Source organism: Tidjanibacter massiliensis (genome assembly GCF_900104605.1).
In the GTDB taxonomy this organism is placed as follows: Bacteria; Bacteroidota; Bacteroidia; order Bacteroidales; family Rikenellaceae; genus Tidjanibacter; species Tidjanibacter inops.
The window spans coordinates 1,731,348-1,745,092 of the sequence record NZ_LT629960.1 but is presented as its reverse complement, the minus strand read 5'-3'; the positions used below and the strand labels follow the sequence as shown (position 1 = coordinate 1,745,092).

Here is a 13,745-nt window from a genome sequence, read left to right as displayed (position 1 = left end):
TGCAGACCGGTCAATATTTTCGTATCTTGCAACGCTTTACGATTCAGTGTTGCAGCAATGGGAAAATTTCTCGATAAATTCCGGCCGGGGGATTACCTGCGGGAACTTTCGGTCGTAATACTCGGTGTCGCCGTGACTTTTGCGGGGTCGGCCATGATTACGAACCATACCGTCAGAAAAAACATCAAGGAGAATATGCGGCTTATCAAGATAGAGCTGGAGAAGAATGTCATGAAGCTGCACGAGGCCATGGATTATATCGCCGCTGACGTACACATAGGCCGTGAGATGCTTTCGAGGGATTACAGGAGCATTCCGCCGGATACGCTGCGGATGTACGCCCATGCGATATCGTATTTGCAGCCCTATTCCTATACGGATGATGCGCTGGAGATGTTGGAGGCTTCGGCGCTCATGCCGGACGTTCGGAACAAACATCTGTTGCTGTATATCATCCGGTGCTACGAGGCGTTCGGCAATTTCGGCAGCGTGATGGATTTTTATAACAGCAAGAAGCGCGGCGCCCTGACATACAATGACGATAAGGACTACCTTGTATTCCGCGACGGGAGCGTGTACGACCGGTGGGGGCTTTGGCTGGAAAGCGATTATATGTGCGAGTTTCTGTCCGTGAACGGTACGATAGTCGACGAGGAAGCTATCGAAGCAGTGCTCGGCGAGATACAGAAGGTCATAGACGGCATCGAGGAGGAGTATGGTGTGACCGACAGCGGTTATGACGGGATGGAGGAAAAACCGGACGGTCTCTTGACGGAGGCCGGTCCCGCGTCGTAGGAGATTCCTGGAGAGATACATGTATAGGGTCTGCCTTTTCGCAGTGGTGGGTGTCGCTGTGTATCGGAGCCGGTGCGGCGATAGGGTGCAGGGGGGCGGTCAGCAGAAGGAGACGGTGCCGGTTATGCCTTGCAGTGCCCGGGGACGGAGCTCGGCGGCCATTACGAATTGCGGTGGAATGTCGCCTGTGGGCCGGATACCGTAACGGGCTGTGGAACGGAAGCCGAAGCGGTGGTAGTAGGCGGGATTGCCGCATAGGAATGCTGCGCCGAATCCCATGACGCGGGCCCGCCGCATGCCCTCTTCGAGCAGTGCCGCGCCCAGGCCGATGCCGCGGTGGGCGGCGAGTACGGAGAGCGGTGCGACGAGCAGCCCCTCGAAGAGCCGGCCGTCGGGGCGTTCCACCCGTGTCCGGGTGAACATGACGTGTGCGACGGGCCTCTCCTTGCAGGTCGCCACAAGGGCGAGTTCCGGAATGTAGTCCCGGCTGTTGCGCAGCCGGGCGGCGAAATCCTGTTCCGTCCCGTCGCTGACCGTCGCTGTTTCGAAAGCCGTCCGGACGAGGCGGCAGAGTTCCTCCTCCTCGCCGGGCCGTTCGGGCCGGACGACGTATCCGCCTGAGGCGAGCAGGGCGGAGGCACGTATGTCGAAACGATAGATTGGTATCGCCCCTCCGTCCGGGCCGTATCCTTCGCCTATGTAATCGTAACCGTGTTTCTCGTAATAGCCCTCCAGTTCGGTCGAGAGATAGAGGGCCCGGTATCCCGAACGTTCCGCATCCCTGCGGCACCGTTCCAGCAACAGGCCGGCATAGCCGCGTCCGCGGAAAGTCTCTTCCACATACAGTGCGCACACCCACGGCCACAAGTCGCCACGGCTGATGAAGTCGTTGGAGATGAGTCCCGCACAGCCGACAATCCTCTCCGAATCCAAAAGGAGATACCATTGGGGCAGGGGGCCAACAGCATACAGCGATTCCGAAATACAATCATCGTAGAGCGCCTGCGGCACCTCCCGCCAGCGGGAGGAGATATATTCTATGGCCTGCCGTGCGTATTCGGGATGTTCCCTGACGGAGAGAATGCGGGGTTCGTGTTCCATGTTCGGTTCGAGTCGAAAATTGCGTGTCCGTTCGTATGCGGCCCCTGGCCGGAGATGGCCGGTGCGGTATCCGGCGGTTTCCCGAAGCCGGACAATGGAGGCCGGTGCATATCGCCTCTGCAGCCTGCATTCGCGGGCCGTGAAGAGATAGGCCGCATTGCAGGATGCTGTCGGCATAGAAACGCAAGCCCGGTCGGTAAAGATAGTCGGACGCGGCTCCGCGGATGCCTCGGCGTTCCGCAGGCGGGATTTATCTGCGTTCGAGTTTCCGCAGCTCTTTCCATACCAGTGCCGATGCGCCGAGTATGGCCGCATTGGCCCGGTCGATGCCCGAGGGGAGCAGTTTGACCATTCCCTTGTAGTTGCGGAGCATGTTGGTCTCCATGTGCCGTTTGGTCGGTTCCCACAGCAGGTTGCCCGATTTGGCCAGCCCTCCGAAAAGAAATATCGCTTCGGGGAAAGAAAAGGCTACGAAATTGGCCAGCGACTCGCCGAGTATCCGGCCTGTCTCCTCGAAGGCGGCCCGTGCGAGTTCGTCGCCGTCCAGGGCGGCTTCGGCTATCATTTTGGAGTCTATCTTCTCCACAGGAACGCTCCGGAGCCTGCTTGGTCGCGTATCGTCCGCGAGAATCTCCAGCATGGTACGCACGATGCCGGTGGCGGAGACATAGGTCTCGAGGCATCCCCGGCGTCCACAGCCGCACAGTCTCCCGCCGGGCCTGACCGTGATGTGGCCGAGTTCGCCGGCCGTCCCACCGTAGCCGTACACCATTTCGCCGTTGGCAACGATGCCGCCGCCCAGTCCCGTGCCGAGCGTTATTTCGATAAAGTCTCGCATACCCCGCGCTCCGCCGTATATCATTTCGCCGATGGCGGCGGCATTGGCGTCGTTGTCGATGACGACCGGCAGCGACGGGTAGTGTTTCTTGACCGTCTCCACGAACGGGATGGTCAGTATCTGCGCTCCCTGCGAGCCGTCCCGGTTCCGTTCATACCACCGGATGTTGATTGGGTTCTCGGCCACGCCGCTGAAATAGTTGCCGTTCGGAGCCCCGATGCCTATGCCCGCGAGTTCCGTACCGGGGGCGATGCGCCTGAGCGACTCGATGTCCTGCACCAGGCGTTCCACGTAATCCTCGAAATAGGGGTACTCCCTGGTCTTGAAGCTGCGTTCCCCGTGCGTCTTTCCCTCCGTATCTACGAGTCCCGTCACGGTATTCGTACCGCCGACGTCGACTCCTATGGCCAGTTTTTCCGTCATGTCTCCGTTATCCCTTGATGTTCTGCCGGTTCGTCTCCCGTGGTTCAGCCGTACCCGTACCGGCTGCGGGCACCTGTCCGCGGAATCCCGCGAACCGGGATGTAAATTTATCCAAATGCAAGGATTGTGCAAAATAATTGTCCGGGCTTTACCTATCTTTGCATCGAAAACGAGAGCGGGGCTGCGGAGTCCCGACAATATGCAACTTACCGAACCAACCCGGAAAACATGTACAGCAAAGAAGAACTTTCAGCCATCATAGAGGAGTACATCCATGCACTTCCCTTTCCCGAAGAGCCGGATACGCTTTACGAGCCCATTGTCTATTCGCTCAGCAAGGGCGGCAAACGGCTCCGGCCGCTGCTGGCCATGATGGCATGCAACATATTCAGCGACGACGTGGCGTGTGCGCTGCCGTGTGCTGCGGCGGTGGAGGTTTTCCACAACTTCACGCTGCTGCACGACGACATCATGGACAATGCTGCCGTCCGCCGCGGCAAACCTGCCGTACACCGCAAATGGGGTGTCAACAGCGCCATCCTTTCGGGCGATGCCATGATGATTTACTCCTACCGTCTGCTCGAACAGGCCGACCCGGCCATCCTGCCCCGTATTTTCCGCATCTTCAACGATACCTCGCTGAAGGTGTGCGAGGGACAGCAGTACGACATGGATTTCGAAGCGCTCGAAAGGGTTCCCATGGAGGATTACCTGCACATGATATCGCTCAAGACGGCCGTCTTGCTCGCCGGTGCCGCCGTCATAGGTGCGGTTTGCGGCGGGGCCTCGCAGGAGGACTGCGACCGAATATACACCTTCGCTACGGAACTGGGCATGGCATTCCAGATACGTGACGATATTCTCGACAGTTACGGTACACAGGATTCGCTCGGGAAGAAGATAGGGGGCGACATTACCGAGGGGAAAAAGACGTTCCTGACCACCGCAGCGATGGAGATTGCCGACGAGGATACGCGCAGAAAGTTGGGAGGCCTGATGCACAACCGGGAGATGATAGCCGACGAGAAGGTGGCGCGGGTGCTGGCCATTTACGACTCGCTCGGTGTGCGCGAACAGGCAGAAACGGCCGTGGAGCGTTATACGGCCCGTGCGACGGAGGCGCTCGCCGCTCTGTCGGTATCGGGCGGGAGGCGGGAGCCGATGGAGCGGCTCGCGCTCGAACTGACCAAACGGCTGAGCTGATGCGGCGGGTTCCGCCGGCGGAGAGGGGTTCTGCCGCTTCGGCCCATTAACGATTACGATATCATGGCGATAAAACGCAGCGACATAGAGATAATGGCCCCGGTCGGTTCCTACGAATCGCTCATGGCGGCCGTGGCGGCCGGTGCCGATTCCGTCTATTTCGGCGTGGGACAGTTGAACATGCGTTCCCGGTCGGCGGCCAATTTTACCCTCGACGACCTCGCGCGCATCGTGGCGACAGCCCGGCAGTACGGTGTCAAGACCTACCTGACAGTCAATACGATACTTTACGATGACGAGGTGGAGGAGATGCGTCGGGTCGTGGACTGTGCCCTGCGCGAGGGAGTGGATGCAGTGATAGCTTCCGACCAGTCCGCTATCCTCTATGCGCGGAGTGTCGGCATGGAGGTGCATATCTCCACGCAGCTCAACGTGTCGAACACCGAGACACTGCGTTTCTACTCCCGGTGGGCGGACGTGGTGGTGCTCGCCCGCGAACTGAACCTCGGACAGATACGGCAGATATACGACAATATCCTCGCGCAGCGCATATGCGGTCCCTCCGGGCGGCCGGTCAAGATAGAGATGTTCGCCCACGGTGCCCTTTGCATGGGTATATCGGGTAAATGCTATCTGAGCCTGCACGAGTGCGGGGAGTCGGCCAACCGCGGAGCGTGCCGGCAGATATGCCGTCGTTCCTACGAACTGCGCGACCGGGATACCGGTGAAACCATCGCCGTGGAAGGACGTTACCTGCTCTCTCCGAAAGACCTGTGCACGATACCTTTCCTCGACCGGTTCATAGAGGCCGGCGTGCGTGTGCTGAAGATAGAGGGACGTGCCCGTTCGGCGGAGTATGTGAAGCGGGTGGTCGAGACGTACGACGAGGCACTGCGGGCCATCGAGGAGGGAACCTACTCTCCGGAACGGGCGGCCGTCTGGACGGAACGTCTTGCGGAGGTGTTCAACCGCGGTTTCTGGGGCGGCTATTATCAGGGTGCGCCTGTCGTCGAACTCAGTGCCAATTACGGGTCGTCGGCGACGGTACGGAAGGTGTATGTGGGTAAAATCACCAATTTCTTCAAGAAGATAGGCGTTGCGGAGATACAGGTGGAGGCTTCACCGCTCGAACGGGGTGCCCGTTATGTGGTTCTCGGTGAAACGACCGGTGCCCTCGAAGGGAGTGCCGACGAGGTTTATGTGGCCGACCGTCCGGCAGAAACAGCGCCGCAGGGGGTGTTCTGTTCGGTGAAGACGCCGGGGCCTGTCCGCCGCGGCGACAAACTCTATAAAATCGTCCCCGCATCGGAGGTGGTCACGCAGTAGGATATCGCGTGGGATATTTTAAATATTTATACTTTAATATTATGATGCGGAGCAAACTTTTTTATGTGTTTGTACTATGCCTTGTTCCCATTAAAGCTACGGCACAGGAGATAGATCCGGACACCGTTATTTACAACGGAATATCAGGTACATACACGTTGAGTGAACGTTGGAAGCTGTTCGACCAAGTGGTCAAACAGAGAAAGAATATTTATCAGGATGAAATTAAATTCACTCCGACTTCTGCACAATTCGACCAAGCAAAAAAGGACTTATTGAAACTGAATGACGAGTATAATGTTTTTGAGGATAGCGAAGCTGTTTATTACATCTCGAGCAAAGCTGGAAATGGACTCATGTTGTCAGGCTCCTTGATGTCGGGAGCGCAGGATATGAACGATGTATATTCTGCCTCGATGATGATATTGGTTCCCGACTATATATTGCCTGGCCTGAAACTACTCCCCGGTTCTACGATCGTGTATGCAGTCAGTAGGAATGGGACTGTCGCATGGGCTCCATTGAAATTCTTTCTGCCGAGTGAATTGTATGATAATGCTTTTGAAGCAGGAGGCTATTATGCATTCTGTCAAAGACCCTCATCCCGGGATATCCAACAATATGGTATTCTCGCCTATTATAGGGATAAAGATAAACTTTCCGGTATTTATGGAGCACCAACAGAAATTCACGCATCTGATATAATAATTTCTACTGTTAATCTGCCCGACAATATTGCGCGTTTGGTGGAGCAGGGTAAATCCTCTTTTATCGAGTATTTGAATCATTTTGCCAAAGAGGATACAAAATATCTGAATAGGAGCTATGAGATTACAGTCACATATATGGGAGAGAAAAAGGGGCATTTCAATGTCAGAACATATGTAAAAGGAGAATACGAGGAAAGTCCTTATGGTCTTATATATCGACCCAGCGTGGAGATATTGAACGCATTGGGAGCGTTGAAAGATTATGTGGTATATTCTTTAGCGTCCACTAATTATGAATATGCAAATATAGTAGCCGGATTTACGCAATCCATAACCCAATGGAACGGTGATGGAGAATTGACCGTCGAAGCAAATAACAGGTATGAAGATGGTGTCAGAGGATATTATTTCAAACAGCATTGCTATTTCGCTAAAGACGATAAGCAATACCTTATTCGCAGTATAGACGCAAATACAATCTTGTCAGGGACGTATGTCTTTCCGTCTGAAATAATAGGTTTGAACGGAGAAGCGGATACTGGAATCCAGTGGTTAAAAGAATTTTTAGAGGAATAGGAACAGAAGATATTTTATGTGGACAGCCTTTGTTTTTACAAAGGCTGTCCGCTTTTTCCCAACATTAGTGTAAACTCGTTTTAAATTGCTTTTATATGTAATTGCAATTATATTTTTTATTTGATATCTATATCATTAGAATATAAAATCGTTCTGTCTCGGAAGTAGTTACGCAATAGGGTATGCGTCCGCTGGTGCCAGAGTCGGAGTCTTTTCCGTGTTCCATGTAATGGTGTCGGTTGCATCCACCGATAAATAGTCCGGCCTTCGTCCTTTCGGGACGAAGGCCGGACGAGCGTATGCCGGGCTGTGCGTGTCAGCTACAGCGCGACCAGCCGCACGAGGTGCAGTGCGGGCACTTCTCTTGAAAGACGAGCGACTCTTCGCCGCAGTTGGGGCATTTCTGTTTGCGTATCTTCGTGCCGTCCTTGATGTATTGCTTCAGGGCGCGTGCCACGCCGCTCTGCCAGTTGCTTATCGTTTCGCTGTCGAAGCTGAGGCCGTCCACGAGATTGACGACATCCACGATGGGCATTCCGTTGCGCAGCACACCGGAGATGAGTTTCGCATAGTTCCAGAACTCCTTGTCGAACAGACGCGATATGCCGCCGATGACGTGCGGGTAGCCGTACTTGTCCTGATAGCGGAAATCGTACCGTTTTTGTCCGTCCTCCTCCTTTACCTTGATGATGAATCCCTTGTTGATGGATTTGGGAATGTAGAGAGAGTCCTCCTCTATCTTACCGGTGAATATTTCGTAGGGGTGTCCGTTATAGATGCCCACGAAGGCTATCCAGTCCTCGGTACCGTTCTTGAAACGCACCACGTCGGCCTCGAGCTCAATCGGGCGTGCCAACGGCGGTTTGTATTCGTCGCAGTCGCACTCCTCCTTCTCCTTCTTTTTGGGTTTCGTGTCCACGAGCACGCCTGCCCGCGAACCGTCGCGGTAGACCGTCACGCCCTTGCAGCCGCTCTCCCAGGCCGCCTGATAGACCTTGCTGACAAGCTCTTCGGTGACGCTCTCCGGCAGATTCACGGTGACCGAGATGGAGTGGTCCACCCATTTCTGGATGGCACCCTGCATCTTTACCTTGGCTACCCAGTCGATGTCGTTGGCAGTCGCCTTGTTGTAGGGCGACTGTTCGACGAGCCTGTCGAGTTCGGCATCGCTGATGCCGTCGAGTTTCGACAGGTCGTAGCCGGTGACCTGCAGCCATGTGAGGAACTTGTGATGGAAGACATTGTACTCCTCCCACGAGTCGCCCACCTCGTCGGTGAAGGTGATTTTCACGTTCTTGTCGGTCGGATTGACCTTGCGGCGACGTTTATAGACGGGACGGAAGACCGGTTCGATGCCCGAAGTGGTCTGCGACATGAGCGATGTCGTTCCCGTGGGTGCGATGGTGAGCATGGCGATGTTGCGGCGGCCTACCTGCGTCATCTCCTCGTACAGGGCCGGGTCGGCTTCGCGGATGCGTTCTATCATCGGATTGCCCTCCTCCTTGAGGTTGTCGTACATCGGGAAGGCGCCCCTTTCGCGGGCCATCTTTACCGAGGCGCGATAGGCTTCCACGGCCAGCGTCTTCTGTACCTCCACCGCGAAGGCTATCGCTTCGTCGGTGCCGTAAGTGAGCCCCAGTGCGGCGAGCATGTCGCCCTCGGCGGTGATGCCGAGTCCCGTGCGGCGGCCCTTGAGTGCCTTCTCGCGTATCTTCTCCCACAGGGAGAGCTCTACGCGGCGGATGTCGAGGTCTTCCGGGTCGTGTTTTATCTTGTTGTAGATGATGTCTATCTTTTCGAGTTCGAGGTCGATGATGTCGTCCATCAGTCGCATGGCCGCCTCCACATGGCTGCGGAACTTGTCGAAGTCGAACTTTGCCTGCGGGGTGAAGGGGTCGTCCACATAGCTGTACAGGTTTATCGCCAGCAGGCGGCAACTGTCGTAGGGACAGAGCGGAATCTCGCCGCAGGGGTTGGTGGATACCGTGCGGAAGCCTTCGTCGGCATAGCAGTCGGGTACCGATTCACGGATGATGGTATCCCAGAAGAGCACGCCGGGTTCGGCGCTCTTCCAGGCGTTGTGGATGATTTTGTTCCACAGCGTGCGGGCATCTATCTCCTTGACGTACATCGGGTCGTCCGAATCTATCGGGAATTTCTGCACGTACTTCTCGTTGTTGAGGACGGCACGCATGAATTCGTCGTCTATCTTGATGGAGACGTTGGCGCCCGTTACCTTGCCCGTCTCCACTTTGGCGTCGATGAAATTCTCCGCATCCGGGTGCTTGATGGAGAGCGAGAGCATCAGGGCGCCGCGCCGGCCGTCCTGCGCCACTTCGCGGGTGGAGTTGGAGTAGCGTTCCATGAAGGGAACGATACCGGTCGAGGTGAGCGCGCTGTTGAGTACGGGGCTTCCGGTCGGCCTGATATGCGAGAGGTCGTGTCCGACTCCGCCCCTGCGCTTCATGAGCTGTACCTGTTCCTCGTCGATGCGTATGATGCCGCCGTAGGAGTCGGCGGGATTCCTGTGGCCGATAACGAAGCAGTTGGAGAGCGACGCTATCTGGAGGTTGTTTCCGATGCCCGTCATGGGACCTCCCTGCGGGATGATGTAGCGGAACTCCTTCAGCAGGTCGTATATCTCCTGCGCCTTCATCGGATTGGGGTAAGTGTTCTCGATGCGGGCAAGCTCGTTGGCGATGCGCCAGTGCATCTGTTCGGGCGATTTCTCGAAGATGTGGCCGAAAGAGTCTTTCAGCGCGTATTTGCTGACCCACACCATGGCGGCCAGGTCGTCGCCCTTGAAGTACTCCTTGGCGCCCTCTATCGCCTCGTTGTACTGGTATTCGGTAAGGGTGCGCCCGTCAGCACCCACGTTTTTCTTAACGTCGGACATAAGTCAAAATATATGATATTGGTTCTTAGATAATTCTATTGCGATGGTCGGTCCGTGGCCGCCAAGTGCAAGTTTAAGTCCAATTTTCCGGACCGTCCGGCCTCCTGTCGCTTAGTTATCAACAGCCGATTAACAATTTGCAAAGTCCTTATCGGCAGAGTGTTACGGAAACCTTGCGTATTTTGCCCCCGAGAGGGGGAGCGAGCTTGGATACCGTCGCGCGGACATGGCGGAGCAGGGGAAATTCCGCATACAGTGCCTCTATGATGCGCAGGGTCACGTTCTCCAGGATGTCCGATTTCTGTTTCATGCACTCCGCGACGATGGCATATACCCGAAGATAGTTGATGGTCTTCGTTACGTCGTCGGCATGTGCCGCTTCGTCAAGTTCGGCGTCGAGGGAGATGCTTACCAGAAAACGGTTGCCGACCAGTTTTTCGAGGTCGTAACAGCCGTGGTAGGCTTTGAACTCCATTTCGTCCAGCGTGATGGTGTATATCATGGCGTATCGTTTTTCGTGCTGCGGGCGCCGGGCCCGTACCCTGCCTGTGCCGGGAGAACAAAGGTACGATTATTTTCCGGCATTGCACCGGTTTTTTTGTCCGGCGCAGGGCGGTGTTTTCTCTGTCCCGGGCCTTGCGTTCCGGCGGCAGCGGAAGGCAGGGCGCTCTCCGAAGAGGGCGGAAGGCCCTTTCCGGGTCTTTGGTTGATAAAAAACGGAGGTTCGCTGAATATTCCGTCTGTTTTTGTTTTCGTATGTTTATCTTTGACATCGGAACGCTCGGGGAGCCTTGCCCTGCCGGATTTTGCCTTGGCCGCGTTCGTCGCGGTCGAGGAAGCAGAGAACGGTTGATGGAGTTAAGGACGGCTCGGGATATTCCGGTTTGGAATCCGACACGGCCGGATGTACGGAGCCTCAGGGCTTTTTTCGTCCGTCCCGTGTAAACGGGAGGAGACGGGGCGGACGGAGGGCCGTCACGGCAGGAAGAATGCTTTTCCGGAGTTCCTCATAGGTTGATTTCCCGGAACAGGTTCCGGTACCGGAAGAGTCGGGTACCGGAATTTCATAGGGAAAGGGTTAATAGGTTGGTGCCGCCGTTATGCTGTCTTTGCATGACGGCGGCGTATGTAATGCCGGACGGCTTCCGGAACGATTGACAGCACGATGAAACGACAGATGAACCAGACCATTCTCGAAAACGGCGTCTATGGGTTGCTGTGGGCGGTGGTACTCGTCGTGCCGCTCTTCGGGTACCACGACGGCAGCGGGATACGTTGGTGCGGCGTTTTCCATTTCTGGCTCGGCGTACTGCCCTTTGCGCTGCTTTTCGCGCTTCATAATTACCTTCTGGTGCCGTTGCTGCTGATGCGGCGGAGGTACGGCGTTTACGTATTGTGCGTCGTTGCACTTATCGGTTTGATTTTCACGGCTGTCCCTATGCTCGTGATACGGCCCGAGCCGCCTGCCTTTTACGGCCGGGAGGTGCGGGCGTATCCGAAGGAACCGGCGGCTGTGGCGGAGGTGCCGACCGCGCAGGTATTCCTGCCGCCGGCCGGTATCAGACCGCCCGGCATTCCCATGCCCATCAGGTGGGGCCGGATGTTCAACGACTGGCTGCTTGCCGTGCTGGTCATCGGATGCAACCTCGCGATAAGGTTCCTGTTCAAGTCGATACAGGACGACCGCCACCTGAAAGAGCTGGAGAGCCAGCGGCTGAAGACAGAACTGAACTATCTGAAGGCACAGGTCAATCCGCACTTCTTCATGAATACGCTGAACAATATCCACGCCCTTATAGACATAGACGGGGAGAGGGCCAAGGAGACGGTCATCGAACTGTCGCGCATCATGCGGTATGTGCTGTACGATGCCGACCGGCCGACGGTACCGCTGCGGAAAGAGATGGAATTCATCGACAACTACATCCGTCTGATGAGGATACGTTATGCCGGAGAGGTGGAGATACGGACCCTCTGTCCGGCCGACCCGCCCGACGTGCAGGTGCCTCCGCTTATGTTGATAACCTTGACGGAGAATGCCTTCAAGCACGGAATGAGTTACCGGGAGGGGTCGTTTATCGACATCCGGCTGACCGTGGAGGAGGGTGTTCTCTCCTATACGGTGGAGAACAGCGTCGCTCCGGATGCGGAGAGGGGAAGCGGCGTGGGACTCGAGAATCTCCGGAAGAGGCTCGGTCTGCTGTACGGCAGCGCCGGTTCGCTCGAAACAAGAAATGCCGGAGGGCGTTACACCGCGAAATTGAAGATACCTGTAAAGCGATGATGCGTTGTATTGCGATAGATGACGAGCCGTTGGCGCTCAGACAGATATGCTCCTATATAGAGCGGACGCCGTTTCTGCGGCTCGCCGCTTCGTGCCGCAGCGCGGTGGAGGCTGCAGCCGCGATGTCCGATGCCGGTGCCGACCTGCTCTTCGTGGATATCAACATGCCCGGACTCAGCGGGCTCGATTTCGTGCGGGCACTTCCTTCCAGGCCGCTCGTTATCTTCACTACCGCCTATTCGGAATATGCATTGGAGGGATTCCGTGTCGATGCTACGGATTATCTCCTGAAGCCTATAGGATATGCCGATTTTCTGCGTTCGGCCGAGAGGGCCTATGCCCGGTTCGGCCTGTTGAAGGCGTCGTCGGGCCGTCGGGGTGACGACGGACGCAGCCTGTTCGTTCGGTCGGAGTACCGTACGCTTCGGATAGACATTGCGGATATCGTGTACGTGGAGAGCATGAGCGAATATGTCCGAATCTTTCCTGTGTCGGGGCGTCCCGTCACGACACTCGGAAGCCTGAAATCCTATGAGGGCCGGCTGCCTGCCGATACCTTCATGCGTGTGCACCGGTCGTATATCGTGAATCTGGACCGGATAGTGGCTGTCGAACGCAAACATATCGTGCTTACCGGAGACAAGTGCATTCCGGTCGGCGACGTATACGAGGATAATTTCCGCCGTTACCTGGCTGAACGTTCCCTCGGGTGAAAAGATGAAAATGCAGGAGCGGCACGGTCAATCCGTGCCGCTCCTGCATCGGTGACGGGAAAACCTGCGCTGCGGGCTCCCGTAGCGGTTATCCTATTTCCTGGTCATTTTCGCGCCGACCTCTATCTTGTTGAAGCCCTCCAGCATCGTGTCTACCTGGGGAATGACGGCTGTCAGGATGGCGGCTATCTCCGGATTGTCCTCTCCGACGAGAGCGAGTATGCCGTTCATGATTGCTTTGCCGGCGCTCCATGTCTCGGATATCATCCCCTTGTCGATATAGAGGGTGAGTTCGTTCTCCGTGAGTTTGTATTTGAAGGTGACCTTGGCGGTATTGTCGGCTGCCGAATAGGTGAAGATACCCTTGTTGAATCCGGCGAGCAGCTGCTTGATGGCGGCAGCCTCCTGCGGGTCGGTGGCGGCATCCAGCATGTTGTCGATAGTCTCGGAGGAGAGGGTGAATATCACATTGCTGCCGTTGAGAGCGTAGGTGATGGCATCGGCCGGTATCCCCTCCGCTTCGTTCGGCAGCAATGTTACGGTGCCGTCCTCCGGGTCGTCGAATACGATGACCATGGAGCCGTCCGGCTGGAAGGTGATGTCCGATGTGCCGCCCAGGTCGGCGGACTGGGTCAGCGAGAAGAGGGCTGCGATTATCTGCGCATAGGTCATGTTCATGCCCTCCATCTCGATGGCCGTCGCGTTGGGGTCTTTCGCCTCCATTTCGGAGTAGAGGGGTTTGGCCTCCATGCGGTACTCTCCGGCGAAAGTCGTGTCGCCGCCCGTTGTCGTTCCGTTCTTCTTGTCGCATCCCGTCAGGGCCAGTGCTGCGGCCATTGCCGATACGGCGAGGATGCCTCTAATCAACTTTTTCATTTCT

11 protein-coding genes are annotated in these 13,745 nt (G+C 56.4%); 6 read left to right on the top strand and 5 right to left on the bottom strand.

What is annotated here, in order from left to right:
- Nucleotides 1–57 precede the first annotated feature (57 nt).
- Nucleotides 58–795 (top strand): hypothetical protein, encoded by a 738-nt coding sequence (locus BQ5361_RS08415; protein WP_035474133.1) that lies wholly within the window; start codon nucleotides 58–60, stop codon nucleotides 793–795.
- Nucleotides 796–894: 99 nt separating this feature from the next.
- On the opposite strand, the gene BQ5361_RS10885 is transcribed toward BQ5361_RS08415, so the two are convergent.
- Together BQ5361_RS10885 and BQ5361_RS08405 are read right to left on the bottom strand one after the other, a co-directional pair.
- The gene (locus BQ5361_RS10885) at nucleotides 895–1,896 is read right to left on the bottom strand and encodes a GNAT family N-acetyltransferase (protein ID WP_046445437.1); all 1,002 of its coding nucleotides are present in this window, start codon (nucleotides 1,894–1,896) and stop codon (nucleotides 895–897) included.
- A 250-nt stretch (nucleotides 1,897–2,146) separates the two neighbouring features.
- Complete coding sequence (locus tag BQ5361_RS08405; protein ID WP_022063305.1) at nucleotides 2,147–3,157, bottom strand: ROK family protein; 1,011 nt, start codon at nucleotides 3,155–3,157, stop codon at nucleotides 2,147–2,149.
- A 228-nt stretch (nucleotides 3,158–3,385) separates the two neighbouring features.
- Here BQ5361_RS08405 and BQ5361_RS08400 point away from each other — a divergent pair, with 228 nt between their 5' ends.
- From BQ5361_RS08400 to BQ5361_RS08390, 3 genes are all read left to right on the top strand, one after another.
- Complete coding sequence (locus tag BQ5361_RS08400) at nucleotides 3,386–4,360, top strand: polyprenyl synthetase family protein (RefSeq protein WP_035474131.1); 975 nt, start codon at nucleotides 3,386–3,388, stop codon at nucleotides 4,358–4,360.
- 69 nt (nucleotides 4,361–4,429) lie between these two features.
- Entirely contained in the window at nucleotides 4,430–5,686 is a 1,257-nt protein-coding gene (locus BQ5361_RS08395) for a peptidase U32 family protein (RefSeq protein WP_035474152.1), read from the top strand.
- A 41-nt stretch (nucleotides 5,687–5,727) separates the two neighbouring features.
- Entirely contained in the window at nucleotides 5,728–6,972 is a 1,245-nt protein-coding gene (locus BQ5361_RS08390; protein WP_143047545.1) for a hypothetical protein, read from the top strand.
- A 316-nt stretch (nucleotides 6,973–7,288) separates the two neighbouring features.
- Here BQ5361_RS08390 and BQ5361_RS08385 read toward each other — a convergent pair whose 3' ends face one another.
- Nucleotides 7,289–9,868, bottom strand: a complete 2,580-nt coding sequence (locus BQ5361_RS08385; protein WP_052131124.1) for an adenosylcobalamin-dependent ribonucleoside-diphosphate reductase — start codon at nucleotides 9,866–9,868, stop codon at nucleotides 7,289–7,291.
- Between the two features lie 148 nt (nucleotides 9,869–10,016).
- A complete protein-coding gene (folB, locus tag BQ5361_RS08380; protein ID WP_022063300.1) occupies nucleotides 10,017–10,370 on the bottom strand; it encodes a dihydroneopterin aldolase in 354 nt (117 codons plus the stop codon).
- Between the two features lie 663 nt (nucleotides 10,371–11,033).
- Between folB and BQ5361_RS08375 the strand changes: the two genes are divergently transcribed.
- The gene (locus tag BQ5361_RS08375) at nucleotides 11,034–12,152 is read left to right on the top strand and encodes a sensor histidine kinase (protein WP_052131123.1); all 1,119 of its coding nucleotides are present in this window, start codon (nucleotides 11,034–11,036) and stop codon (nucleotides 12,150–12,152) included.
- Nucleotides 12,149–12,865 carry a LytR/AlgR family response regulator transcription factor gene (locus BQ5361_RS08370; protein WP_022063298.1) on the top strand — a complete coding sequence of 239 codons (717 nt, stop codon included), beginning with the start codon at nucleotides 12,149–12,151 and terminating at the stop codon, nucleotides 12,863–12,865. The genes BQ5361_RS08375 and BQ5361_RS08370 overlap by 4 nt, the downstream gene beginning before the upstream one ends.
- Nucleotides 12,866–12,958: 93 nt before the next feature.
- Here BQ5361_RS08370 and BQ5361_RS08365 read toward each other — a convergent pair whose 3' ends face one another.
- On the bottom strand, nucleotides 12,959–13,741 hold the full coding sequence (locus tag BQ5361_RS08365) for a hypothetical protein (RefSeq protein ID WP_022063297.1): 783 nt from the start codon (nucleotides 13,739–13,741) through the stop codon (nucleotides 12,959–12,961).
- Nucleotides 13,742–13,745: the final 4 nt, after the last annotated feature.